Raw genomic sequence first — 25,201 nt, forward strand, 5'->3', positions numbered from 1 at the left:
CGCCGAGTTCAGCCCCGCCAGACAGGTCAACCGAACTGTCGGAGGCCGCGGATACGGTCCGATTGTGGACACTCATCCCGCCCTCGACGTCGTACTGACCGACGATCCGACCGATGCTGAGGTCGCCGTGGTCGCGGATTCGCTGGACGAATTCAACCTCAGCGCGAGCGGGGTTCAGGACCGGCGGGCACTGGCTGTGCTCGTGAAGGACCCCTCGACCGGGCAGACCCTCGGCGGGTTGACCGGCCGGACCTCGCTGGGGCTGTGGTTCGTCGATCTGCTCTATCTGCCGGATGCGCTGCGCGGGTCGGGCCTCGGGAGCCGGGTCCTTCAGCAGGCAGAAGCCGAGGCCCGGGACCGGGGCTGTGTCAGCGGCGTCGTTTACACGATCAACTTCCAGGCGCCCGACTTCTACAAACGCCACGGCTGGACCGAGTTCGGGCGGATCCCGAGCGAGGCCGGCATCAGCCGGATCTTCCTCAGCAAGAGCCTCGACTAGAGGAATCGCTGCGGCAGTTTGGGGTGGCGGTTGACGTCTTTGTAGAGGAGGTAGCGGAAGCGGCCCGGGCCGCCGGCGTAGCAGGCCTGCGGGCAGAAGGCGCGCAGCCACATGAAGTCGCCCTCCTGGACCTCGACCCAGTCCTTGTTGAGGAGGTAGACCGCCTTGCCCTCGAGGACGTAGAGGCCATGCTCCATCACGTGGGTCTCGGGGAACGGGATCACGCCGCCGGGCTCGAAGCTGACGATGTTGACGTGCATGTCGTGCCGTACGTCGTCCGGGTCGGCGAACCGCTGGGTCTTCCAGCGACCCTCGGTGCCCGGCATCGCGATGCCCTCGACGTCGGCCTCGTTGGTGACGAAGGCCGGGGGTACGTCGATGCCCTCGATCCGCTCGTACGCCTTGCGGACCAGGTGGAAGGTGGCGACCGCGTCACTCGTGTTCCGCAGGGTCCAGTCGCCGCCCGGTGGCAGGAACGCGTACCCGCCCGGCGCGAGTGCGTGCTTCTCGCCGGCGACCGTGAGTACCAAGTTGCCTTGGACAACGAACAGGACGGCCTCGGCGGCCGGGTCGGTCTCGGGCTTGTCGCTACCGCCGCCCGGCGCGACCTCGACGATGTACTGCGAGAACGTCTCGGCGAACCCGGACAGCGGCCGGGCGATCACCCACAGCCGGGTGTCCTCCCAGAACGGGAGCCGGCTGGTGACGATGTCGCGCATCGTGCCGCGCGGGAGGACGGCGTACGCCTCGGTGAAGACCGCGCGGTCGGTGGTGAGGTCGGTCTGCGCGGGCAGTCCACCCTTCGGGGCGTAGTAGCTCATCCTTGTCCTCCTCGGGTCAGCAAGCGGCCACGGGGGCCGGCTTCGGTGTCGACGGGTTCGCCGCGCAGCCAGGTGCTGCGGACGACGCCGTCGAGCGTGCGTCCGTCGTACGGCGTGATGGCGTTCTTGTGCCGCAGGGTCTTCGCGTCCACGACGAAGGACTCGTCGGGGGCGAGGACGCAGAAGTCGGCGTCGTAGCCGACCTCGAGCCGGCCCTTGGTGCGCAATCCGGTCTGCGCGGCCGGGGCGGCGGACATCCAGCGGACGACGTCGGTCAGCGTGAAGCCGCGGCGGCGGGCCTCGGTCCAGACTGCCGGTAGGCCGAGCTGCAGCGAGGCGATGCCACCCCAGGCGGTGCCGAAGTCGCCGGTGTCCAGGTTCTTGAGGTCGATCGTCGACGGCGAATGGTCGGAGACAACCAGGTCGATCGTGCCGTCTCTGAGCCCGTCCCAGAGGAGGTCGCGGTTGGCGGCCTCGCGGATCGGCGGGCAGCATTTGTACTGCGTCGCGCCGTCGGGGATCTCCTCCGCGGTGAAGGTCAGGTAGTGCGGGCAGGTCTCGGCGGTGATCCGGACGCCGTTCTCGCAGGCCTTGGCGATGATCGGCAGGACCTCGGAGCTGGAGACGTGCAGGATGTGCACGCGACAGCCGGTCGCGCGGGCCAGCTCGATGACGTGCGCAACGGCCTCGTTCTCCGCTTCGCGCGGGCGGGAGTGCAGGAAGTCGAGGTAGCTCGCACCGTTCGCCGGCGGTGCGTCGTCGATCCGGTGGGCATCCTCGGCGTGCACGATCAGCAAGCCGTCGAACGTACTGATCTCGCGCATCGCAGCCTCGACCTGCGCGGGGTCCAGCGGCGGGAACTCGTCGACGCCCGAGTGCAGCAGGAAGCACTTGAAGCCGAAGACGCCGGCCTCGTGGAGTGGGCGGAGCTCGGGGACGTTACCCGGGATCGCGCCGCCCCAGAAGCCGACGTCGACGTACGACTGGGTCTGGGCGGTCTTGCGTTTGAGGTCGAGCGCCGGCGGGTCGCAGGTCGGCGGGATGCTGTTGAGCGGCATGTCGATGATCGTGGTGACACCACCGGCCGCGGCGGCGCGCGTTGCGGAGGTGAAGCCTTCCCACTCGGTACGGCCGGGGTCGTTGACGTGCACGTGAGAGTCGATCAGGCCCGGGAGCAGTCCTTCGTCCTCGGCCAGCCGCACGTCCGTGGCGGCGTCGAGATCGGCGTCGTACGGCGCGATCGCGACGATCCGCCCGTCCCGGACCCCGACGGCACAGGCCGTCTCGCCCGCCGTACGCACCGCCCGGCGAGCCCGGATCACGAGGTCCAGCAAGCTCATCCACGTCCTCGCTTCGCTCCGGGCGCGGATGAGCGATGAGGCGCACTGTGCTTGACGATGAACTCGCTGCGCTCGTTCATGCGATGCCCCTCTCGGTTGCTGTCATCGTAAGGTGCTCCACCGCGATCCGTTCCCCGATCCGCTCCAGCAACGGCCGCGGCTCGGCGATACATCGGCGTACGTCCGGCTCCAACTCAGTCAACGCGTACGCCGCCCGCACCCCAGCCTCCTGCAGTTGCTGAGGCTCCAGGTGATTGACGCCGCAGACGGCTACCACCGGAATGTTCTTCGCTCCCGCCGCGACACCCGCGACCGCCTTGCCATGCAGCGTCTGGTCGTCCAGGGCACCTTCTCCGGTGATCACCAGATCCGCGCCGGCGAGCTGCTCGTGGAAGCCGACCAACTCCAGCACGAGGTCGATCCCCGGCCTGAGCTCGGCACCCAGCAGAGCCAGCGCGGCGAACCCCACCCCACCCGCCGCGCCGGCCCCGGGCTCGTCACGGAGATCCTTCCCGGTCTCCCGCGCCACGAGGTCGGCCCAGCGACTCAGTCGGGCATCAAGCTCGGCCACCTGCGCCTGGTCGGCGCCCTTCTGCGGACCGTAAACGGCAGCGGCACCATGAGGGCCGGTCAGCGGGTTATCCACGTCGCAGGCAACGACAACCTCCACCCCCTCCAGCCGCCGACGCAGCGCGGTCAGGTCGAGCGAGGTCGCGCTGGCCAGATCCCCACCCACGAGCCGCGCACCCAGCGCCTGGACGAGGCCTACCCCACCGTCGGTGGACGCACTCCCGCCGATCCCGAGGGTGACCTTCCGGCACCCCGCGTCAAGAGCCGCCGCAATCACCTCCCCGACCCCACGAGAGCTGGCACTCATCGGCGCCGGCCGCCCACCCGGCAGCCGAACCAGCCCACAAACATCAGCCAACTCCACAACCGCGACATCACCACAAGCAGCGGACTCGCCGCGAGTACCCGAGCCGCCACGCGCGGACGCCGCCCCGACGCCGCGCCCGTTGGTTGGGGCGGCGGGGGCGGGGTGGTGGGCGTAGCCCGTGGGGACTGGTTCGCCGGTGGGGCCTGTGGCGGTTACCGGGACCAGCGTGAAGCCCGCGGTGACGGCGGCGGTCAACGTGCCGTCGCCGCCGTCGGCTACTGGGATGGGGACCACGGTGGTGCCGGGGTGGACTCGGCGGAGTCCGACGCCGACCGCGGCTGCGACCTCGGCGCTGGTCAGGCTGCCTTTGAACTTGTCAGAGGCAACAATCACCCGGAACATCAGTCGAGCAGTGCGAGCGCGGTGGGTGCGTCCTCGGGGACCTCGGCCACGTCCTCGAACTCGACGATGTTGTCGATCTCCAGGCCCATCGACACGTTCGTGATGCGCTCCAGGATGACCTCGACCACGATCGGGACCCGGTGCTCGACCATCAGCTTCTTGGCCTGCTCCAGAGCCGGCAGGATCCCGTCCGGCTCGAACACCCGCAACGCTTTGCAGCCAAGGCCTTCCGCGACCTTCACGTGGTCGACGCCGTACCCGTTGACCTCGGGGCTGTTGATGTTCTCGAACGACAGCTGCACGCAGAAGTCCATGTCGAACCCGCGCTGCGCCTGCCGGATCAGCCCGAGGTAGGAGTTGTTCACGACGACGTGGATGTACGGGATGTTGAACTGCGCCCCGACCGCCAGTTCCTCGATCAGGAACTGGAAGTCGTAGTCACCCGACAACGCCACCACGGTGCTGTCCGGATCCGCGACCGCGACCCCCAGCGTGGCCGGCACGGTCCACCCGAGCGGCCCGGCCTGACCGGCGTTGATCCAGTGCCGTGGCCGGTACACGTGCAGCATCTGCGCGGCCTGGATCTGCGACAACCCGATCGTGCTGACGTAGCGGACGTCCGGCCCGAATGCCCGGTTCATCTCCTCGTACACGCGCTGCGGCTTGATCGGCACCACATCGAAGTGCGTCTTCCGCTGCAGTTCCGTACGCCGCTTGCGGCACTCCGCAGCCCACGTGGACCGGTCGGCCAACCTGCCCTCGGCGGCCCACTCACGCGCCACCTCGACAAACATCTCCAAAGCGGCGCGAGCGTCCGACACGACACCGTAGTCCGGCGCGAACACCCGACCGATCTGCGTCGGCTCGATGTCGACGTGGATGAACTTCCGCTCGGCCCGGTACACGTCCAGACCGCCAGTGTGCCGGTTGGCCCAGCGGTTGCCGATACCGAGGACCAGATCCGAGGACAGCATGGTCGCGTTGCCGTAGCGGTGCGACGTCTGCAGCCCCACCATGCCCGCCATCAGCGGGTGGTCGTCCGGCAGCGTGCCCCAGCCCATCAACGTGGGTACGACGGGAATCCCGGTCAGCTCCGCGAATTCGACCAGCAGGTCGGCCGCGTCCGCGTTGACGATCCCGCCACCGGCGACGATCAGCGGTCGCTCGGCGGCCGCCAGCATCGTGAGCACCTTCTCGGCCTGCGCCCGGGTCGCCGCAGGACGGGATACCGGCAACGGCTCGTAGGTCTCGATGTCGAACTCGATCTGGGCCAGTTGCACGTCCAGCGGCAGGTCGATCAGCACCGGACCCGGACGACCGTCGCGCATCAGCTGGAACGCCTTCTGGAACGTCCCCGGCACCTGCGCGGCCTCCATCACCGTGACCGCCCACTTCGCGACCGGCTTGGCGATCGAGGCGATGTCGACCGCCTGGAAGTCCTCCTTGTGCAGCTTGGCGACCGGCGCCTGGCCGGTGATGCACAGGATCGGGATCGAGTCGGCCGACGCCGAGTACAGGCCGGTGATCATGTCGGTTCCGGCCGGTCCCGACGTACCGATGCAGACCCCGATGTTGCCGGCCTTGGCCCGGGTGTAGCCCTCGGCCATGTGCGAGGCGCCCTCGACGTGCCGGGCGAGCACGTGCTTGATGCCGCCGTGCTGCCGCATCGCGCTGTAGAACGGGTTGATCGCGGCGCCGGGCAGCCCGAACGCCTGCGTGGACCCTTCCTTCTCCAGGATCAGAACCGCGGCGTCGACCGCGCGCATGCGAGCCATCAGCTGACCTGCCCATTCAGGGACCCGAGTCCGGACAGCCGCTCCACGCCACGCAGCAGCGCGGAGTGGTCGAGACCGCCGTCGCCGTTGGCCCGGGCGGACGCGACCAGCTGGGCCACCAGGGCGCCGAGCGGTACGACGACACCCGCCTCCCGGGCGGCCGCGGTGACGATGCCCATGTCCTTGTAGTGCAGGTCGATCCGGAAGCCGGGCTGGAAGGAGCGGGACAGCATGTTCTCCTTCTTCTGGTTCAGTACGGCGGAACCCGCCAGGCCACCACCCAGGACTTCCAGGGCCGCCTTGGTGTCGACGCCGTACGCCTCCAGGAAGACCACGGCCTCGGCCACGGCCTGGATGTTGGCGGCGACGATCAGCTGGTTCGCGGCCTTGACGGTCTGACCCGACCCGCTCGGACCCACGTGGACGACGGTCTTGCCGACGGCGTCGAACAGCGGCTTGGCGGTGGCGAAGTCGTCCGCCTCCCCGCCGACCATGATCGACAGCGCGGCGTTCTTGGCGCCCGCCTCGCCACCGGAGACCGGGGCGTCGAGCATCCGGAAGCCGAGCGCCCGCGCCTGCTCGGCGAGCTGCTGCGTGACGTCGGGGCGGATGCTGGAGAAGTCGATGATCAGCGTGCCGGTCTCGGCCTGCTGGAAGACACCGTCCTCGCCCTCGAGGACGTCCTGGACCTCGGGCGAGTCCGGCACCATCACGCAGACCACGTCGGCGCCCTTGACCGCGTCGGCGATCGAGGCGGCCGCGCGGCCGCCGGCGTCGACGAGGGTCTGGGTCCGCTCCGGGCTCCGGTCGAGACCGGCCACGGAGTGACCTGCGTTGACCAGGTGAACAGCCATCGGGTTGCCCATGATCCCGAGGCCGATGAAAGCAATGTTCGTCATGTGAGGTCTCCTAGGGGTGTCAGCGGCGGTCGAACGGCAGCCAGCCGAAGCTTTCGTCGGTGCTGGTGGACGGCCTGTACTCGAGTCCGACCCAGCCGGTGTAGCCGTTCGCCGCGAGGGCGCTGAGCTGCCGGTCGAGCGGGAGAGTGCCGGTGCCCGGCTCGTTGCGGCCCGGCGCGTCGGCGATCTGGACGTGCGCGACCCGGTCGGTGTGGTCCGCGATCACCTGGTCGACGTCGTCGCCGTTGACCGCGAGGTGGTAGAGGTCCGCGAGCAGTCCGAGGTTCGGTACGTCGTACGCCGCCTGGACGCGATCGATCACGGCCAGCGCGTCGGCCGCGGTCCGCAGCGGGTACCGGTCCGCGCCGCTGACCGGCTCGACCAGCACGGTGGCACCGATCCGGCCCGCCACACCGGCGGCCAGCGCGAGGTTCTCGACCGCGAGGTCGTCCTGCTCACGCTCGGAGCTCGCGTCGTCCCGGTTGCCGTAGAGGGCGTTGAATCCCTGGCAGCCGAGCCGCTCGCCGATCCCGACGGTGACGTCGACGTTGTCGCGGAACTCGCTCGACCGCTTCGGCCAGGACACCAGTCCGCGATCGCCGCCGGGCATGTCGCCGGCGAAGAAGTTGAGACCGGTCAGCTGGACGCCGGCGTCGGCGATCGCGGTCACGAACGCATCGACCTGCCGGTCCGGCGGCACGGCCTCGACGAACGGCCACCAGAACTCGACGGCGCTGAAACCGGCGCGCCGGGCGGCCACCGGCCGCTCCAGCAAGGGCAGCTCGGTGAACAGCAGCGAGCAGTTCACCGTGTGGCGCAGCGGGTGGCTCATCACAACTCCAAATTTCCGTATTGCGGAAGTTGATTTCTGTTCTGCGAAATGACCATAAGACGACCAGGTCGGGAGCGTCAACCCTCCGGCCAAGCTCAGGGGCAGCCGGCCGGAACGCTGTCTCACGTGCGGGCGCGCGTTGTACGTTCCTCTAAACACCCCAGCCCGAGGGAGGTACGTCGTGCTGCTGACCGAACTGCTCGACGCGCCCGAGCTCGGGCTTCGCCTGCTGCACTCGGCCGGCAGCGTGCTGGACCGCCCGATCGGCCGGCTCGTCACCACCGACCTGCTCGAACCCGGCCGCTACCTGAATGGCGGCGAGGTGGTCCTGACCGGCCTGGTCTGGCGCCGGCGAGCCGCGGACAGCGAGGTGTTCGTCGCCTCGATGGCCGGCCGCGGCGCCACCACGATCCTGGCCGGCAAGGCGTTGCTCGGCGAGGTGCCGGCCGACCTGCTGGAGGCCTGCCACCGGCACGAGGTCACGCTCGTCGAGGTGCCGATCGAGATCGCGTTCGCCGACGTCACCGAGTACGTCGCTGCCGCCGGATCGGCCGAGACCGGGGCCCGGCTGTCCGCGAGTCTGGTCCGTCAGCGCCAGCTGCTGTCGTCGATCGCGGCCGGCCGCAGCCTCGACGAGCTCGCGGCCCGGATCTCCACCGAGATCGGCCACGACTGCCGGGTGCTCACTTCGACCGGGCGCCACGTCGTACCAGGGCCTGGTGAGCTCGACGACGCGACGCTCGACGCGGTCACCCGGCGGTTCCTGACGGCCGATCGGACCCCCGCGGTGGCCACGGTGGGCGACGCGTCGTACAGCCTGTTCCCGGTCGGTTCGGGGCTGGGCAACCGGCTGACTGCCTGGGTGCTGGTGATCGAGGGCGACCACACGCAGTGGTCTGGCGATCATGTCGAGGCCGTGCACGAACTGTGCGCGATCGCCTCGCTGGACCGCGCCCGGCGGGACGAAGGGCGCCGGGCCCTGCGACCGCTGGTGGCGGATGCGCTGGCGCTGGTCGAGTCCGGAGCACCGCACGCGGAGGTCTCCGCGCGGCTCCGGCAGGCCGGATCCCACGCGGAACGGCCGATGGTGGTCGCGGTGGCCGAGCTCCGGGACGACGGGTCGAGCGAGGTCGCGCTCAGCCTGCTGGAGGACGTCGCGTTGACGGTCGGACCGGCCGTGGTCGCGCCCGGCCGCGACGGTCTGCTGGTCGGCTTCCTCCCCTCCACACCCGGGCTCCCCGAGCAGCTTCGCCGGGCCTTCGGCCGGCTCGCGCCCGGACTCCATCGCGGCCGGCTCGCGGTCGGGATCAGCGGCCAGACCATGGTCGACGCGCTGGCCGGCGCCCTCGAGGAAGCACGCTTCGCTCAGCGGGCCGCCGGCGCTGGGCGGGCACCGGTGTCGGTGGTCACCTCGGACGAGGTCGCGTCCCACGTGCTCCTGCTCGCGACGCTGCCCGACGACGTACGGCGTACGTACTCGCACCGGGTGCTCGGGCCGGTGCTCGAGCACGACCGCCGGACCCATGCCGACCTGCTCACGACCCTGCAGGAATTCCTCGCCTGCTCGGGTTCGTGGGCCCGTACGGCGGAGTCGCTGCATCTGCACGTCAACACCGTTCGCTACCGGATCGAACGCGTGGAGCAACTGACCGGACGCGATCTGTCGACCCTCGAGGACCGGGTCGACGTCTTCCTGGCCCTCAAATCGCTCTGATTGTGTGATCCTCCAAAGCCTGGGGTTCATCCACGGTTCAACTTCGGAGGTTCATCGGGTGCAATCGCGGTCGCGATGAGCCGATGCTGGCGTGCAGGTCAAACCTCACGACGCCAAGGAGCGTGACCCGATGAAGGCCACCCTGCGACCGAGCCGCCGCGCCAGCCGCCATCCCGTCGACGAGGTTCTGCCGGTCGGCAAGCTCGCCGTCTACGGCACCCAGCACGTACTCGCGTTCTACGCCGGAGCGGTGATCGTGCCGATCCTGCTGGCGAACTCGATCGGGCTCACCACCCAGCAGCTCATCCACCTGATCAACGCGGACCTGTTCACCTGCGGTATCGCGTCGATCATCCAGTCTGTCGGGTTCTGGAAGGTCGGTGTCCGGCTGCCGCTGCTGCAGGGCGTCACGTTCACGGCGGTGTCGCCGATGATCGCGATCGGTCTCGCCGCGGGCGGCGGGACCAGCGGACTGCTGGTGATCTACGGCGCCGTACTGGTCGCCGGTCTGGGCACCTTCTTCATCGCGCCGTACTTCAGCAAGCTGATCCGGTTCTTCCCGCCAGTGGTGACCGGCTCGGTGATCACGATCATCGGCCTGGCCCTGCTGCCGGTGGCGGCCGGGGACGCGGTCGGCGGCGCCGGCCCGACCGCCGACCCGACCAGCGGCAAGAACCTGGCCTACGCGCTGGGCACGCTGGGCCTGATCGTGCTGATCCAGCGGGTCTTCAAGGGCTTCCTGGCCACGATCGCCGTCCTGGCCGGCCTGGTCGTCGGAACGGCGGTCGCCTGGGCCTTCGGGGACGCGCACTTCGGCGCGGTCGGGGAGTCGGCCTGGGTCGGCGTGACCACGCCGTTCTACTTCGGCTGGCCGAAGTTCTCGATCGCGGCGATCATCTCGATGGTCGTGGTCATGCTGATCACCGCGGTGGAGACGACCGGTGACGTGTTCGCCACCGGCGAGATCGTCGAGAAGCGGATCGGCAAGGACGACATCGCCCGCGCGCTGCGCGCCGACGGCCTGGCCACCACGATCGGCGGCGTCTTCAACTCCTTCCCCTACACGTGTTTCGCCGAGAACGTCGGCCTGGTCCGGCTGACCCGGATCCGCAGCCGCTGGGTGGTCGCGGCGGCCGGCGGGATCATGATCCTGCTCGGCCTGGTGCCGAAGGCCGGCGCGGTCGTCGCGGGCATCCCGCACCCGGTCCTGGGTGGCGCGGCGCTGGCGATGTTCGCCACCGTGGCCGTCGTCGGCTTCCAGACCCTGGCCAAGGTCGACTTCCACGACCACCGCAACGTCGTCATCGTGGCGACCAGCGTCGGCCTGGCCATGTACGTGACCGCGCAGCCGCAGGTCGCCCAGGCCGTGCCGGGCTGGGCCGAGATCATCTTCGGCAGCGGCATCACCCTGGGCAGCCTGACCGCGATCGGCCTGAACATCCTGTTCCACCACGTCGGCAAGGACTACGGACCGGCCGTGGCCGGGCAGCCGGGTGACTCGGTCCGGCTGGACCAGGTGAACAAGATGAGCCGCGAGGAGTTCGTCGAGACGTTCGCCGGCCTCTTCCAGGGTCCGCGCTGGGCGATCGAGCGGGCCTGGGACATGCGCCCCTTCACTGACACCCACGCACTGCGCCGGTCCTTCCAGGAGGCTCTGTTCTCCGGTTCGCACGACGAGCAGCGGCAGCTGATCGAGGCGTACCCGCAGCTCGGCTCGCAGTTCGTCGCCGAAGGCCTCAGCGGCGAGGCGTCGCTGCGCGACCAGTCGGACAAGGGCCTCACCTTCCTGGCCGATCCGGAGCGTGACGAGCTGGCCACGATCACCGAGGCGTACCGGGAGCGGTTCGGCTTCCCGCTGGTCATCTCGGTCCGGGACGCGGACTCGTTCGCCCGGATCGTCGAGCAGGGCCGGGAGCGGCTGGACAACTGCGAGAACCAGGAGCACGCCGCCGCGCTGCTCGAGATCGCGAAGATCGCCGGATACCGGTTCGACGACTTCCTCTCCGACGCCAACCCGATCCATAGTGCAAGAACACGCTGGAGCAGTAACCGATGACCACTCAAGCACTCCGTGCACCGGCTCTGAAGGTGAACGGCGAGGACACCGCGATCGGCGACGTCGCCGTACACACCACCGTGCTGGACTGGCTCCGCGACCGAGGCCTCACCGGCGCCAAGGAGGGCTGCGCCGAGGGCGAGTGCGGCGCCTGCTCGGTGCTCGTCGCCCGGCCCGGCATCGACAGCCCGACCGAGTGGACCGCGGTGAACGCGTGTCTGCTGCCGATCGCCTCGCTGGACGGCCAGGAGATCGTCACCTCCGAGGGCCTGGGGTCGCCGGCGGAGCTCCACCCGGTGCAGGAGGAGATGGCCGTCCGCGGTGGCTCGCAGTGCGGCTTCTGTACTCCAGGCTTCGTCTGCAGCATGGCCGCCGAGTACTACCGGCCCGGTCGTACGGCGTCCACCACGGAAGATCACGAGCACGGCCCCAACGGATTCGACCTGCACTCACTGAGCGGGAACCTGTGCCGCTGCACGGGATACCGGCCGATCCTGGACGCGGCGTACGCACTCGGCGACCCGGCCGAGAACGACGCGCTCGCCGTCCGCCAGGACTCGCCGCCGCCCCCGCCCGCGACTACCGGAATGGCGTCCGGTGAGGCTGAGTTCGTCCGGCCGGCATCGCTCGACGCTGTCCTCGGTCTGCTGGCCGATCGGCCGGATGCGGAGCTCGTGGCCGGGTCGACCGATCTCGGCGTACAGGTGAACATCTTCGGTTCGCGGCCGCCGCTGACCGTTGCCGTGGACCGGCTGGCCGAGCTGCGGGAGTTCGCGTTCGGGCCGGACGAGGTCCGGATCGGCGCGGCGCTGACGCTGACCGAGATCGAGCGGCGGCTGGCCGGGCGCGTGCCGCTGCTGGCCGAGATGTTCCCGCAGTTCGCGTCCCGGTTGATCCGCAACGGGGCCACCGTCGGCGGCAACCTGGGCACCGGGTCGCCGATCGGTGACACCCCGCCCGCCCTGCTGGCACTGGACGCTTCCCTCGTACTCGCGTCTCGCAGGGGTGAGCGCGTGGTTCCGCTCGCGGACTACTTCACCGGCTACCGCCAGACGGTGAAGGCCGCCGATGAGCTGATCAAGACGATCGTGTTTCCGCTGCCGCTCGCCCCACTGACCGCCTTCCACAAGATCGCCAAGCGGCGCTTCGACGACATCTCGAGCGTCGCCATCGGGTACGCCGTGAACGTGGTTGACGGCGTCGTCCGTGAGGCCAAGATCGGGCTCGGCGGGGTCGCGGCCACGCCGCTGCGGGCGCGCGCCACCGAGGCCGCGCTGATCGGTCGGCCGTGGACCGAACGCACGGTCCGCGAGGCGGCCGGGGTGATGGCTGGGGAGGGTACGCCGATGGACGATCACCGGGCGAGTGCGTCGTACCGCTCGGCGATGCTCGGCCAGTCGTTGCTCCGCTTCTACTTTGCTGGAGAGGAGGCGAGCGCATGAGCTCGCTGTCCGAACGGCCGGCTCAGGCTGTTGTCGGCGTACCGATGCCGCATGAGAGCGCGGCGCTGCACGTCACGGGTGCTGCGCTCTACACCGACGATCTCGTGCAACGTACGCGCGATGTCCTGCACGCCTGGCCGGTGCAGTCGTCGCACACCCATGCGCGGATCACGGCACTTCGGGTGAAACCGGCGTACGACGTCCCTGGTGTGGTGCGGGTGTTGACGGCGGACGACGTACCGGGGGTGAACGACGCGGGGGTGAAGCACGACGAGCCGTTGTTCCCGGGTGAGGTGATGTTCAACGGGCACGCGGTCTGCTGGGTCCTCGCGGAGACGTTGGAGGCCGCGCGACTCGGGGCGCTGGCGGTGGAGGTCGAGTACGAGCCGCTGCCGTCCCTCGTGACTGTGCGCGAGGCGATCGCGGCCAAGAGCTTCCAGGGCATCGGGCGGCACCTGGAGCGTGGCGATGTCGATGCTGCACTCAGTTCCGCGGCGCATGTCTTCAGTGGCGAGCTCGAGTTCGCCGGGCAGGAGCACTTCTACCTGGAGACGCATGCGGCGCTGGCTCTGGTCGACGAGGGCGGTCAGATCTTCGTGCAGAGCAGTACGCAGCACCCGTCGGAGACGCAGGAGATCGTCGCGCATGTGCTCGGCCTGGCCAGCCATGCGGTGACTGTGCAGTGCCTTCGGATGGGCGGCGGCTTCGGCGGCAAGGAGATGCAGCCGCACGGCTTCGCCGCGATCGCGGCGCTCGGTGCGACGCTGACCGGTCGGCCGGTGCGGTTGCGGCTCAACCGAACGCAGGACATGACGATGTCCGGCAAGCGGCACGGGTTCCACAGCTCGTGGCGCGTGGGCTTTGACTCAGAGGGCCATTTGGTGGCGCTCGACGCCACGCTGACCGCGGACGGCGGGTGGAGCCTCGACTTGTCCGAGCCGGTGCTGGCGCGAGCCATGTGCCACATCGACAACGCTTACGAGATCCCCAACGTCCGCGTCGACGGACAGATCGCGCAGACGAACAAGACGTCGCAGACCGCGTTCCGTGGGTTCGGCGGGCCGCAGGGAATGCTCGTGATCGAGGACATCCTCGGCCGGTGCGCGCCGTTGCTCGGGTACGACGCTCTCGAGCTGCGTCGGCGGAACTTCTACCAAGTGGGCGACTCGACGCCGTACGGGCAACCCGTGCGCCACGCGGACCGGTTGGACTCCTGCTGGAGCCAGGTGCTCGCCGGTGGGGACGTCGTACGCCGGGCTTCGGAGATCGCGTCCTTCAACGCCTCGCACGCTCATGTGAAGCGCGCGTTGGCGATGACGCCGGTGAAGTTCGGCATCTCGTTCAACCTGACCGCCTTCAACCAGGCCGGCGCTCTTGTTCACGTCTACAAGGACGGGTCGGTGCTGATCAACCATGGCGGAACGGAGATGGGGCAGGGCCTGCACACCAAGATGCTGCAGGTCGCGGCCACCACGCTCGGGGTGCCGCTCGCTCGGGTCCGGCTCGCTCCGACGCGGACCGACAAGGTGCCGAACACCTCGGCGACGGCGGCGTCGTCGGGTGCGGATCTGAATGGTGCGGCGATCAAGAACGCCTGTGAGCAGATCCTGGAACGGCTCGCGCAGGTCGCGGGCGGTCGCCTCGGGATCAGTCCACACGACGTGCGCTTCGTCGACGGCGTCGTACGCGGTCTGTCCGGTGACGGGCTGGACTGGAACGAGCTCGTCCGCGCTGCCTACCTGCAGCGGGTGCAGCTGTGGGCGGCCGGGTTCTACCGGACCGAGGGACTGCACTGGGACGCGAACGCGATGCACGGCGAGCCGTTCAAGTACTTCGCGTACGGCGTTGCGGCCTCCGAGGTCGAGGTGGACGGGTTCACCGGCGCCTACACACTGCGGCGGGTCGACATCGTGCATGACGTCGGCGACAGTCTGAGCCCGCTGATCGACATCGGCCAGATCGAGGGCGGATTCGTCCAGGGGGCGGGCTGGTTGACGCTCGAGGATCTGCGCTGGGACGAGAGCTCCAGTGAGCGGCGGGGACGGCTGGCTACGCAGGCGGCGAGTACCTACAAGCTGCCTTCGTTCTCCGAGATGCCCGAGGTGTTCAACGTCCGGATGCTGGAGAAGGCGCATGAGGACGGCGCGGTCTACGGATCGAAGGCAGTAGGCGAGCCGCCGCTGATGCTGGCCTTCTCGGTCCGCGAGGCGTTGCGCCAGGCCGCGGCTGCCTTCGGGCCGGCGGGTACGAGCGTCGACCTGCCGTCGCCGGCCACACCTGAGGCCGTCTACTGGGCGCTCGATCGAGCACGGGGTGGCGACTCATGGAATGGATGAAAGCCGTTCAGCTGCTGCGCTCCGGGCGCCGGCCCGGCGTGCTGGTCACGGTGATGTCGGTCCGCGGGCACGCACCGCGGGAGGCCGGCGCCAAGATGGTCGTTGCCTCGGACAACGTTTGGTCGACGGTCGGGGGCGGGAACCTGGAGGCCTTGGCCGTCGAGCGTTCTCGTGAGCTGATCGCCTCCGGGTCTTCGTCGCCTGAGGTGCTCGAGGTCGCGCTGTCGGACAAAGCGCCGTACCAGCACGGGGTTCAGTGTTGCGGCGGTGAGGTGAAGCTGTTGCTGGAACCGTTGCCGGTGGTGCCGTCGGTCGCGATCTTCGGGATCGGGCATGTTGGACTGGAGCTCGCGCGGATCCTGGCTCGGCACGACATCGAGCTTCATCTGGTCGATTCGCGATCCGATCAGCTGACTGATGAGCGCCTTGTGGTGCTGGATGACGCGGTCGCTCAGGTGCATGTGCACAACGTGCCGGTCCTGCCGGAGCTGGTGGTCGGTGAGCTGCCGCCGGGGACCCATGCGCTGGTGATGACGCATGATCATGCGGAGGACGCGGCGCTCTGCGATGCCGCGATTCGCAACGAGCAGCTGGCGACGATCGGGCTGATCGGATCCAGTGCCAAGTGGACGCGGTTCCGGCGCAAGCTCGCCGAGGACGGCAACTCCGAGGCTGCGATCGACCGCATCATCACGCCGATCGGACTCCCCGACCTGCCCGGCAAGGAACCGGCCGTGATCGCGGTCAGCGTCGCGGCCTGGCTCCTGCAGCAATTCAGCACCGAGCGCCACCCGGCGGTTCACCCCACGTCGGCCCACCCCGCCGAGCGCGGTTCCGCGCCGGCTCAGTCCACCGAGCGCCACACTGCCGCGCCGGTTCAATCCGCCGAGCGGCACACCGCGTCGGCCCGTTCTGCCGAGCGTCGCCCCGCGCCGGCCCAGCGTGAGGCGAAGGCATGACCATTTTCCGAGGGACGTTCCTCGATACTCCGGACAATCCGTTCACCGGCGGGAGCCTGCGGGTCGACTCCGACGCCGGTCTGCTGGTCACGAACGGAGTGATCGTTGCCCGTGGCCCCTTCCTGGAGATCCGGCAGGCGCATCCGGCCGAGCAGGTCATCGACCTGAGCGGTGGCGTCGTACTGCCCGGCTTCGTGGACACGCATGTGCACTTCCCGCAGATCCGGGCCGTCGGTGGGCTCGGGCTGCCGCTGCTCGAGTGGCTCGATCGGTACGCGCTGCCAGAGGAGGCGCGGATGGCGGACGTCGCATACGCCACCGGCGTCGCGGCTGAGTTCGTCCGCGGGCTCGCGGCGGCCGGGACTACGTCGGCGCTGGTCTTCGGGGCGCATTACGCCGACGCGATGGACGCCCTCTTCAACGCTGCCTCCGGAGTTGGACTGCGGATCACCAGCGGGCTCGTGCTGAGCGACCGGCTGCTGCGGCCGGAGTTGCTGACCACACCGGTCCGCGCGTACGCCGAGTCGCTTGCCTTGGCCAACCGTTGGCATGGCGTCGGCCGGAACCGGTACGCCGTGACGCCGCGGTTCTCGCTTTCGTGCACGGATGAGCTGCTCGCCACCTGCCGTGACCTGATGGACGCGATCCCGGGCGCGCTGTTCACCTCGCACGTCAACGAGAACGAGGCCGAGATCGCCACGGTCGCCGACCTCTTCGGGGGTTGTGATTACGTGACGACCTACGACCGGCACGGGCTGGTCGACCGGCGGTGCGTGCTCGCGCACAACGTCCACCCGACCGACGTCGAGCTCAAGATGCTCGGGGTCGGTGGCGCGGCGGTCGCCCACTGCCCGACCAGCAACGCCGCGCTCGGGAGCGGTCTGTTCCCACTGAGCCGGCATCTGCAGCACGGCGTACGCGTGGCTCTTGGATCGGACGTCGGCGCCGGCACCGGGTTCTCGCTGCTGAAGGAAGGGCTGCAGGCGTACTTCGCCCAGCAGTTGCTCGCGGACCACGGGCTCGCGCTCAGGTCGGCCCACCTGCTCTACCTGGCCACTCTTGCGGGCGCAGAGGCGCTAGGCCTCAGCACCGAGGTCGGCGACCTCAGCGTCGGCAAACGCTTCGACGCCCAACTCCTCCGCCCCGCCGACGGCTCCCCCTTAGCCGTAGGCGTAGCCCACGCCAACGACGCCGACGAGACCCTCTCCAGAATCTTCACCCTAGGCACCCCCGCCGACGTCCAGGCAGTCTGGATAGAAGGCCACCTCCTCCACCACTAACCAACCCGCACCAGAGCCCCGACCCCACCAGGCGTCGGGGCTCTCGTGCGGCAAGCGGACGTCCGCCACTCATCAACCCGGTCGGCTGGGCGCCGCGGGCACGGCGCTGAGCGGTGCTGGGGCGGGCGATGGCGGCTTGGTGAGTGGTGGAGGTCCGGACCGCCAGGCCATCACGATCGACGGCGTCGCGGCACCTCGCGCCTGGAGCCGGGCGCAATCGCGGGTTTGTGATGGCCTGGCGGTCCGGCGAAACGTGGTGAGGGGGTTGGCTGACTGCGGGTCCGCCGCCGGTCCGCGGGATCTGGTGATGTCCCCTGGCCGGGCGGGCCGCCGGGAGCTAGCGGGGCTTGGCGGTCAGGTGCTGCTGGGTCTTGGCTACCTGGGTGGCTAGGGCTTCCTCGTCGATGGTGAGGACTGTGTTGTGTTCTACGACGGGATGGCCGTTGACCAGGAGGAGGGCTAGGGGTGGGGGTGTGCCCAGGGCAAGGGCGGCTACCGGGTCGGGAATGCCGGCGTGTTCGAGGGTGTCCAGGCGCCAGACGGCCAGGTCGGCCAGTTTGCCGGGTTCCAGGGAGCCGATCTCGGCTTCGCGGCCTAGGATTCGGGCGCCGTCCAGGGTTGCCATTTCCAGGGCTGCGCGGACGTCCAGGGCTTGGGGACCACCTCGGGCTCGGGCGAAGAGCAAGGCGTGACGGAGTTCCTCCACCAGGCTGCCGGCTTCGTTGCTGGCGGCACCGTCCACGCCTAGACCGACGGGACTGCCGGCGACGCGCAGGTCGGCGGCGCGGGCGATGCCGGCGCCGAGGCGAGCGTTGGAGCTGGGGCAGTGCGCGATACCTGTGCCGCTCTGACCGAGCTGCTTGATTTCGGAGTCGTCGAAGTGGATACCGTGCGCGAACCACACGTCGGACCCGGTCCACCCGAGTTGAGCCGCGTACTCCAAAGGCGAGCAGCCGAACGTCTCCCGGCACCAGTCGCCCTCGTCCGTGGTCTCGGCGAGGTGGGTATGCATGTGGACGCCGCGACGCCGCGCCAGCTCCGCCGCCTCGCGCATGAGATCCCCGCTCACGCTGAACGGCGAGCACGGCCCGACCACGATCCGCAGCATCGAACCCGGTGCGGGATCGTGCCACCGGTCGATCGCGGCCTCGGTAGCGGCGAGGATCTCGTCGCGGTCCTCGACCACCGAGTCCGGCGGCAGCCCGCCATCCTTCTGACCGCGATCCATCGACCCCCGAGCCGGATGGAATCGCAACCCGACCTGGGCCGCGGCGCGTATCTCCGCGCCCAGCAGATCACCACCCCCGCGCGGGAACACGTAATGATGATCGGCCGCCGTAGTGCAGCCGGTCAGCGCGAGCCGAGACAGCGCGGCCTGCGCCGCCACGTGCACGGACTCCTCATCGATCCCCGCCCACACCGGATAGAGCGTGGTCAGCCACCCGAACAGCGTTGCGTCCGCGGCGAGACCGCGCGTCACCCACTGATACAGATGCTGATGCGTGTTGACGAAGCCCGGTGTGACGAGGCATCCGCGCCCGTCGATCACCCGTGCCGCGTCGTACGCCGGTGCCGGTCCGGGGCCCACCGCAACAATCCGATTGCCTTGAGCAACCACATGCCCGATGAACTCCCGCCGCTCCGGATCGACCGTGACCACGGCCGCTCCGTCGATCACGATCGTCGTCATCGCGAAGCCTCAGCAGAAGCCGGGTACGGCGTGCCACGCACTACCGGCGTCACTCGCGTCATCCCGGACCACGGTCGCCTCGATCAGCCCGTACGGGCGATCGGCGGCGATGAACACCTCACCCGGGTTCTCCACCGAGAACGGGCTCAGGTCGACCAGGAAGTGGTGCTTGTTCGGCGCCGAGAACTTGATCTCCGCGACCTCCGGGTGCTGCCGCAGCACAGCCTCACCCATGCCGTACAGCGTCTGCTGCAAGGCGAGACTGTGGATCTTCGCGAACTGCTCGAGCAGCAGTCCCTTGATCTCGTCGTACGACTTGTCCCAGTCGACCTCGGTGTGGTCGTAACGCCAGCGGGCGACCAGCGACGTGGCCAGGATGCGGTCGTTCGTCTCCGGCAGCGTCGTGTACTTGTCCTTGAGGAACCCGTGGAACTCCGACCCGGTCGACTTCAGCACGACCAGGTCGCGGATCCCGGAGACGACGTACCGCCTCTGCTCGTCACCACGGCCCTCGACGTTGACGACTGTCGTCCGTACGCCGCTGCCGGACCGGACGAACGAATGATCGTGGGGCGAACCGTCGACGGAGATCCGCTCCCAGGCGTACTCCTCGACCTCGATCCGCGCGCCCTCCGCCGCCGGCGAGGCGTCCAGGAAATGCGTGCCCAGGGTCAGCGCGTAGTCCTCGATCGCGCCGACACCCTTCTCCTTGGCGAACGCGAACGCGGTGTTCTTCTGCGTGTCGGTCGGCAGGACGTCGCTCTGGTCACCGGTCGTGTGCGCGGCCTCGAACTGCCCGCGCAGCGCGGACGAGACGTTCAGGTCGCGGATCTGGTGACGGGGCGTGTCGCGGTAGATCCGGACGACGCGGCTCTCGGCTTTGCCGTACTGGTTGGCTCCCAGGTGGATGGCCATTGCGATCAGCTCCCTCGGTAGGTGGAAAAGGCGAACGGGCTGAGCAGCAACGGGACGTGGTAGTGCCGCTCGTCGGCGACCGTGAAGGTCACGGAGACCTCCGGAAAGAAGAGGTCCTGGCCGGAGGCGGCCGCATACGCGGCAACGTCGAACCACAGTCGGTACGTACCGGGCGCGAGCGCCGGTTCCAACTCGGCGATCCGCCCGTCGTCATCCGTCGTACCGGTCGCGAGTACGACGTCGCCGGCGTAGAGCCTGACCGGAACACCCTGCGCCGGTCGACCCAGCGCAGTGTCGAGAACGTGAGTACTGAGGCTGCTCATCCACGTCCTCGCTTCGCTCCGGGCGCGGATGAGACACGAGATGCGCTGTGCTTGATGATGAACTCGCTTCGCTCGTTCATGCGTCCACCACCTTGGCGAGGCGGAGCAGCGCGATCTTGCGGAGCTCCTCGTGTACGACGGGGGCCTCGGTGGACTCGTCGTGCGTCAACCGTTGCCGCAGGCTCGCCAGCATCTCCTGCGCCGACAGGCCGGTGGCACAGATCAGGAAGACCCGGCCGAAGCGCTGCTCGTACTCACGGTTGCCCTCGGCAAGGGCTTCTCGAACGTCAGGGTCGTCGCCGACGCCGGACTGTTCGTTCCGCGACCAGGCGGCCTCGGTGCCGGCGCCCTGCGCGCGGTCACCGATCCGCGGGTGCGCCTGGAGGGCACGATCGACCTCGTCGTCGTCGAGCTCTCGCAGCGTCTGGTCGGCGACCGCGGTCAGTGCGGCGAGGTCGCCGTACGGACGCTTGGCCAGGATCCCGTCGACCCAGCGGGGGACGTCACAGCAGGCCGCCAGCATCGGACGCAGCCGGTCGGCCGGAGCGGAGTTGAACTCCTGCAGGTCCACGGATCACACCTTCTCGAATCCCGAAATCGACTTTCCGTATGACGAGAGAGTGACACTCCACCCGCTCGTCGTCAACAGTTTGTTGAAAGACCGTACGTCAGCGGGCGCGGTTGAGGTAGTTGTAGACGGTGAAACGGGTGACGCCGAGGGCCTCGGCGACGATCTCGGCCGACTTGCGGTACTCGAAGGCACCGCGGGCTTCCAGCAGCAGGACCGCCTGCTGCTTCTGACCCCGGCTGAGAGTGCTCAGCGGCCCGCCGAGCTCGTCGGCGACTTCTGCCAGCAGGCTGTGGACACCACCCTCCGCGGGTTTGCCTGGGAGACGGACGGCAACCAGTGGCTCGCCGTCCCAGACGAGCGGTACGTCGTCGTCGCGCGCGTCGGCGGGCTCCACGAGCTCGGCGTTCAACCGCTCGACGAGTGGCGTGATCGCGACGATCAGCGGATGCGGCTCAGGCATCTCGCCGTACCTGCAGTGTCACCTGGTTCGCACCGCCGGCGAACGCGGCTTGCAGTACGCCGGGGAGTGCGAGCAGGAGCTGATCCTCCTCACCGCGCACCAGCGTGCCGAGCGGGCCGAAGTCGCACTCCAGGCCGGCTTCCTGCGCCGCCCGGAGCGCTTCCGTGGCGTGCGCGGGCGGGGTTCCTTCGACGTCGAAGGGTTCCGTGGTGAACTCCGCAACCAGTCGCATAGCGCGAGGCTAGCGCCCGTGCCCCGGGCGGCGCGCCAGCTGTGCGAGTGCCGCGAGGTCGACGCCGATGAGCTTGTCGACCTCCACCGGGTCGACGGCACCGCAGTCGAGACCGCGCAGGACGAAACCGGCCAGTGCCACGGCCGTCGCGGGCTCGTCCAAGTAGCCGGACTCGCCCTGACCGAGATACGCGCGCAACCGGACGGCCGCCTCGTTGAGACCCTCGCGATAGAAGAGGTACGTCGCCACGAAACGCGTCGGCAGCTGGGCCGGGTGCATGTCCCAGCCCTGGTAGATGCCGCGCGCGAGCGAACGTCGTACCAACCGCAGATGCAGCCGCCAGGCCGCATGAACGGCGTCGCGGTCGCCGACCGGGAGGACATTCGTGGAGCCGTCCGACACAAACACGCCGGTCCCAGCCGCGGCCAGCTGCATCACGTCCTTGGCGTGATCGGCGACGGGATGCTCCATGCTCTGGTACGCCGCGGCCACACCGAGCGAGGCCGAGTAGTCGTACGTGCCGTAGTGCAGGCCCGTCACCCTTGGCACTCCGGCCTTGATCATCCGCGCGACCAACGCGGTCCCATCGGACCCGAGGATCGCCTGCGGGGTCTCGACCTGGATCTCGAACTTCAACTCGGGTATGCCGTACTCACGCTCGAGCGCCGCCAGCACGGTCACCATCGCCTCGACCTGCTCGACCGAGGTCACCTTCGGCAGCGTGATCACGAACCCGTCGGTCAGCCCACCGGCGGCCGACAGCTCACGGACGAACAACTCCAAGGTCCGCAGTCCCCGCCGCCGCGTCGGCGCCTCCAGGGATTTGATCCGCAACCCGTGGTACGGCGCGGACGCGCCGGCACCCTCCGCCGTCGCACCGGCTCGCATGCTCTGCGTCAGTGCGCGAGCTGCAGCTACGGCGGCGGCGTCCTCTTCCTCGTCGGACCTGGTCCCGTAGCCGTCCTCGAAGTCGATGCGGAGGTCTTCGATCGGCTCTCGAGCAAGCTTGGCGCGGACGCGCTCGTACACCTCGTCGGCCAGGTCGGGCGGCAACTCCAGTGCCTCGGCCAGCTCGGCCGCGCACCCGCCGTACTGCTCCAGGGCCGCGCGCGCTTCCGCACCCCAGGCGCTGACGGTGTTGCCGTCGTACTTGTCGGCCGGCACGTAGACCGTGTGCACCGGCTGCCGGACGCCTCGATCTCCCGGGTAGTCCGCGGCCAGGGCCGCGTCGGCGTCGGCCAACCGCCGATCCAGCTCGTCGATCAGATCTTCTAGGCTCATACGGCCGCCTCCCAGGACTCGAAATTCCGTATTGTGGAGACTAATATCTACTTTGCGGAAGATGCAATGGTGCCCACTTTCCGGGATCTGGCGCTAAACTTCCGTCATCCGGAAACCCTCGAGAGGTTGGATCCATGGCGGAAGCGAACGGCGGCAAGGGCCGCACCGGCAGCGTGCAGTCCATCGAGCGCGCGTTCGGGCTGCTCGAAACCATGGCCGACGCGGGCGGGATGATGGGCCTGTCCCAGCTCGCCACGGCGTCCGGCCTCCCGCTGCCGACGATCCACCGGCTGGTTCGCACCTTGGTCGACCTCGGGTACCTGCGTCAAGAACCCTCGCGGCAGTACGTCCTCGGCCCGAAGCTGATCCGGCTCGGCGAGAGCTCCTCGCACATGCTCAGTGTGTGGGCCCGCCCGCACCTCGCGCGTCTGGTCGACGAGCTCGGTGAGTCCGCGAACATGGCGATGCTCGACGGCGACCAGGTCGTGTATCTGGCCCAGGTCCCGTCCCGCCACTCGATGCGCATGTTCACCGAGGTCGGCCGGCGCGTCCTCCCGCACTGCACCGCGGTCGGCAAGGCGATCCTGGCCCAGCTGCCGGAGTCCGACGTACGCGATCTCCTCCACCGCACCGGCATGCCCAGGCACACCGACAACACCCTCACCACGCCGGACGCCTTCACCGCCCAACTCCGCCAAGCCGAGGAACACGGCTACGCCACCGACGAAGGCGAGCAAGAGGTAGGAGTCCGCTGCGTCGCCGTAGCAGTCCCCGACGCCCCCTCCCGCCTAGCCATCTCCATCTCCGGCCCCGCCGGCCGCATGACCGAATCCCTCGTCGAACGAGCCGTCCCCCTCCTGACCCAAGCCGCCAAGTCCCTGTCAGAAGACCTCCGCTAAGGCGCGTAGGTGCGCCAGCGTTCGGTGAGGGTGTAGCCGAGGGACTCGTTGGCTTGGAGGCTTGCTTGGTTGGTGGCGGCGCCGCCGGTGCTGAAGCGGGTGATGCCGATGTCGAGGAAGGCGAGGATCGAGGCGGCCTTGACGGCTTGGGCTACGCCTCGGCGGCGGTGGGTCGAGAGGACCGAGGTGAACGCGGTGTCGCCGTGCCCGTCGTGTTCGCGGATGACGGTGGCGCCGACCAGGCGGGAGCCGTCGAAGGCGCCGAAGACGCGGTAGTCGGGCCAGAGGGCGCGGACGTTGGCGAGGTCACCGATTTCGTGGTGGGTGGCCGGGGTGTCGGGGTAGTCCGGCTCGTTGGACTTCTCGAGGGCGTGGAGTGCCTTGGCCGACTCGGGACCGAGTTCGCGGATGACGAGTCCGCCGGCGACGGCGCGGCGTACGGCGGAGTCCAGCAGCTCGCGGTCCGGGTTGTGCAGGCGGACCGCCCAGGACTCCGCGACCACGCGGTAGCCGGCTGCTTCCAGCTCGGCGCACCGCGGGTCGCTGTCCTGCAAGATCTCGTAGTCGCCCACCAGGCGATTGTCAGCCCAGTTTGCGCAGCAATGGAAGAACGTCCGAGGTGAACTGGGTCAGGAATCGTTCCTGGTCCTGGCCCGGGCCGTGCACGACGAAGTGGTTGAAACCGGCGTCGACGTACGGCTGGAACTGCTTGACGACCTCTTCGGGATCGGACGAGACGATCCAGCGCTTCGCGACCTGCTCGATCGGCAGCTCGTCGGCCAGCCGCTCCATCTCGGTCGCGCTCGTCACGCTGTGCTTCTGCTCCGGCGTCAGCGACAACGGCGCCCAGAACCTGGTGTTCTCCAGCGCCGAAGCGGGGTCCCGGTCGTACGACACCTTGACCTCGAGCATCCGGTCGATGTCCTCGAACGTCTTCCCGGCCTTCTCCGCACCCTCCTTGACCGCCGGGATCAGCTTCTCGGTGTAGAGCTCCATGCCCTTGCCCGACGTCGCGATGAACCCGTCGCCCGCGCGACCGGCGTACTTCGCGACCAGCGGTCCGCCGGCGGCGACGTACACCTTGAGCGGGGTCTGCGGACGGTCGTAGATGAACGCGTCGACGGTCTTGTAGTACGGGCCCTCGGAGCTGACGCCGTCCTGCGTCCACAGGTCGCGGATCAGCTGCACGGCCTCCCGCAGCCGGGCGAACCGCTCCTTGAACTCGGGCCACTCCATCCCCGAGACGGCGATCTCGTTCAGCGCCTCGCCGGTACCGACGCCGAGCATCACGCGCCCCGGGTACAACTCGCCGAGCGTGGCGAACGCCTGCGCGATCACCGCCGGGTTGTACCGGAAGGTCGGCGTGAGCACCGACGTACCGAGCAGCACCCGGTTGGTCCGCTCACCGACCGCCGCCAGCCAGGCGAGCGCGAACGGCGCGTGCCCGCCCTCGTGCCGCCACGGCAGGAAGTGGTCGGACACGGTCACACTGTCGAGCCCGAGTTCCTCGGCCCGGACGGAGTACTCCACCAGGTCCCGCGGCCCGAACTGCTCCGCCGAAGCCTTGTACCCGACTCGAATGCTCACCCTCTGCTCCC

The 25,201-nt window shown here is 69.2% G+C and carries 22 protein-coding genes and 1 pseudogene; 8 read left to right on the top strand and 15 right to left on the bottom strand.

Annotated elements, in window-relative coordinates:
• Window positions 1–64: 64 nt before the first annotated feature.
• Window positions 65–499, top strand: coding sequence for a GNAT family N-acetyltransferase (locus ACZ3HV_RS04455; protein ID WP_465680832.1), 435 nt, complete (start codon window positions 65–67; stop codon window positions 497–499).
• Here the strand turns inward: ACZ3HV_RS04455 and ACZ3HV_RS04460 are convergent.
• The 6 genes and pseudogenes from ACZ3HV_RS04460 to ACZ3HV_RS04485 form a co-directional block, all read right to left on the bottom strand.
• Window positions 496–1,320 carry a bifunctional allantoicase/(S)-ureidoglycine aminohydrolase gene (locus tag ACZ3HV_RS04460; protein ID WP_465680834.1) on the bottom strand — a complete coding sequence of 275 codons (825 nt, stop codon included), beginning with the start codon at window positions 1,318–1,320 and terminating at the stop codon, window positions 496–498. The genes ACZ3HV_RS04455 and ACZ3HV_RS04460 overlap by 4 nt on opposite strands.
• A complete protein-coding gene (allB, locus tag ACZ3HV_RS04465; RefSeq protein ID WP_465680836.1) occupies window positions 1,317–2,660 on the bottom strand; it encodes an allantoinase AllB in 1,344 nt (447 codons plus the stop codon). The genes ACZ3HV_RS04460 and allB overlap by 4 nt, the downstream gene beginning before the upstream one ends.
• A gap of 76 nt (window positions 2,661–2,736) precedes the next feature.
• Window positions 2,737–3,939, bottom strand: coding sequence for a glycerate kinase (locus ACZ3HV_RS04470; protein ID WP_465680838.1), 1,203 nt, complete (start codon window positions 3,937–3,939; stop codon window positions 2,737–2,739).
• On the bottom strand, window positions 3,939–5,714 hold the full coding sequence (gene gcl / locus ACZ3HV_RS04475; RefSeq protein WP_465680840.1) for a glyoxylate carboligase: 1,776 nt from the start codon (window positions 5,712–5,714) through the stop codon (window positions 3,939–3,941). Before gcl ends, ACZ3HV_RS04470 begins: the two co-directional genes overlap by 1 nt.
• Window positions 5,714–6,616: pseudogene (locus ACZ3HV_RS04480) on the bottom strand (2-hydroxy-3-oxopropionate reductase); the annotation flags it as partial. The pseudogene ACZ3HV_RS04480 and the gene gcl, both read right to left, overlap by 1 nt.
• Window positions 6,617–6,632: 16 nt before the next feature.
• Window positions 6,633–7,445 carry a hydroxypyruvate isomerase family protein gene (locus ACZ3HV_RS04485; protein ID WP_465680842.1) on the bottom strand — a complete coding sequence of 271 codons (813 nt, stop codon included), beginning with the start codon at window positions 7,443–7,445 and terminating at the stop codon, window positions 6,633–6,635.
• Window positions 7,446–7,626: 181 nt separating this feature from the next.
• Here ACZ3HV_RS04485 and ACZ3HV_RS04490 point away from each other — a divergent pair, with 181 nt between their 5' ends.
• The 6 genes from ACZ3HV_RS04490 (at window position 7,627) to guaD (ending at window position 17,232) form a co-directional block, all read left to right on the top strand.
• Entirely contained in the window at window positions 7,627–9,159 is a 1,533-nt protein-coding gene (locus ACZ3HV_RS04490) for a PucR family transcriptional regulator (protein ID WP_465680844.1), read from the top strand.
• A 130-nt stretch (window positions 9,160–9,289) separates the two neighbouring features.
• Window positions 9,290–11,215: a 2-oxo-4-hydroxy-4-carboxy-5-ureidoimidazoline decarboxylase gene (gene uraD / locus ACZ3HV_RS04495; protein WP_465680846.1), complete on the top strand. Its 1,926-nt coding sequence runs from the start codon at window positions 9,290–9,292 to the stop codon at window positions 11,213–11,215.
• Window positions 11,212–12,657: a xanthine dehydrogenase small subunit gene (locus tag ACZ3HV_RS04500; protein ID WP_465680848.1), complete on the top strand. Its 1,446-nt coding sequence runs from the start codon at window positions 11,212–11,214 to the stop codon at window positions 12,655–12,657. Before uraD (ACZ3HV_RS04495) ends, ACZ3HV_RS04500 begins: the two co-directional genes overlap by 4 nt.
• Window positions 12,654–14,993, top strand: a complete 2,340-nt coding sequence (xdhB, locus tag ACZ3HV_RS04505; RefSeq protein WP_465680850.1) for a xanthine dehydrogenase molybdopterin binding subunit — start codon at window positions 12,654–12,656, stop codon at window positions 14,991–14,993. The genes ACZ3HV_RS04500 and xdhB overlap by 4 nt, the downstream gene beginning before the upstream one ends.
• Window positions 14,981–15,952, top strand: coding sequence for a xanthine dehydrogenase accessory protein XdhC (gene xdhC, locus ACZ3HV_RS04510; protein WP_465680852.1), 972 nt, complete (start codon window positions 14,981–14,983; stop codon window positions 15,950–15,952). The genes xdhB and xdhC overlap by 13 nt, the downstream gene beginning before the upstream one ends.
• Window positions 15,949–17,232 carry a guanine deaminase gene (gene guaD / locus ACZ3HV_RS04515; protein WP_465680854.1) on the top strand — a complete coding sequence of 428 codons (1,284 nt, stop codon included), beginning with the start codon at window positions 15,949–15,951 and terminating at the stop codon, window positions 17,230–17,232. The genes xdhC and guaD overlap by 4 nt, the downstream gene beginning before the upstream one ends.
• Before the next feature lie 337 nt (window positions 17,233–17,569).
• On the opposite strand, the gene ACZ3HV_RS04520 is transcribed toward guaD, so the two are convergent.
• The 7 genes from ACZ3HV_RS04520 to ACZ3HV_RS04550 all read right to left on the bottom strand — a co-directional run bounded on the left by ACZ3HV_RS04520 (window position 17,570) and on the right by ACZ3HV_RS04550 (window position 22,704).
• Window positions 17,570–18,922: an 8-oxoguanine deaminase gene (locus ACZ3HV_RS04520; RefSeq protein WP_465680856.1), complete on the bottom strand. Its 1,353-nt coding sequence runs from the start codon at window positions 18,920–18,922 to the stop codon at window positions 17,570–17,572.
• A gap of 9 nt (window positions 18,923–18,931) precedes the next feature.
• Window positions 18,932–19,837 carry a factor-independent urate hydroxylase gene (gene pucL / locus ACZ3HV_RS04525; protein ID WP_465680858.1) on the bottom strand — a complete coding sequence of 302 codons (906 nt, stop codon included), beginning with the start codon at window positions 19,835–19,837 and terminating at the stop codon, window positions 18,932–18,934.
• Window positions 19,838–19,842: 5 nt separating this feature from the next.
• Window positions 19,843–20,160 carry a hydroxyisourate hydrolase gene (uraH, locus tag ACZ3HV_RS04530; RefSeq protein ID WP_465680860.1) on the bottom strand — a complete coding sequence of 106 codons (318 nt, stop codon included), beginning with the start codon at window positions 20,158–20,160 and terminating at the stop codon, window positions 19,843–19,845.
• Window positions 20,161–20,236: 76 nt separating this feature from the next.
• A complete protein-coding gene (uraD, locus tag ACZ3HV_RS04535) occupies window positions 20,237–20,731 on the bottom strand; it encodes a 2-oxo-4-hydroxy-4-carboxy-5-ureidoimidazoline decarboxylase (protein WP_465680862.1) in 495 nt (164 codons plus the stop codon).
• 97 nt (window positions 20,732–20,828) lie between these two features.
• Window positions 20,829–21,191, bottom strand: coding sequence for a helix-turn-helix domain-containing protein (locus tag ACZ3HV_RS04540; RefSeq protein ID WP_465680864.1), 363 nt, complete (start codon window positions 21,189–21,191; stop codon window positions 20,829–20,831).
• Window positions 21,184–21,423 (bottom strand): thiamine-binding protein, encoded by a 240-nt coding sequence (locus ACZ3HV_RS04545; RefSeq protein ID WP_465680866.1) that lies wholly within the window; start codon window positions 21,421–21,423, stop codon window positions 21,184–21,186. The genes ACZ3HV_RS04540 and ACZ3HV_RS04545 overlap by 8 nt, the downstream gene beginning before the upstream one ends.
• A 9-nt stretch (window positions 21,424–21,432) precedes the next feature.
• Window positions 21,433–22,704: a DUF6986 family protein gene (locus ACZ3HV_RS04550; protein WP_465680867.1), complete on the bottom strand. Its 1,272-nt coding sequence runs from the start codon at window positions 22,702–22,704 to the stop codon at window positions 21,433–21,435.
• A gap of 134 nt (window positions 22,705–22,838) precedes the next feature.
• Between ACZ3HV_RS04550 and ACZ3HV_RS04555 the strand changes: the two genes are divergently transcribed.
• Window positions 22,839–23,603, top strand: coding sequence for an IclR family transcriptional regulator (locus tag ACZ3HV_RS04555; RefSeq protein ID WP_360364673.1), 765 nt, complete (start codon window positions 22,839–22,841; stop codon window positions 23,601–23,603).
• Here the strand turns inward: ACZ3HV_RS04555 and ACZ3HV_RS04560 are convergent.
• The gene (locus ACZ3HV_RS04560; protein ID WP_465680869.1) at window positions 23,600–24,175 is read right to left on the bottom strand and encodes a GNAT family N-acetyltransferase; all 576 of its coding nucleotides are present in this window, start codon (window positions 24,173–24,175) and stop codon (window positions 23,600–23,602) included. The genes ACZ3HV_RS04555 and ACZ3HV_RS04560 overlap by 4 nt on opposite strands.
• 10 nt (window positions 24,176–24,185) lie before the next feature.
• Window positions 24,186–25,190, bottom strand: a complete 1,005-nt coding sequence (gene fgd / locus ACZ3HV_RS04565; protein ID WP_465680871.1) for a glucose-6-phosphate dehydrogenase (coenzyme-F420) — start codon at window positions 25,188–25,190, stop codon at window positions 24,186–24,188.
• Between the last annotated feature and the right edge of the window lie 11 nt (window positions 25,191–25,201).

This window comes from Kribbella sp. NPDC020701, assembly GCF_055562215.1.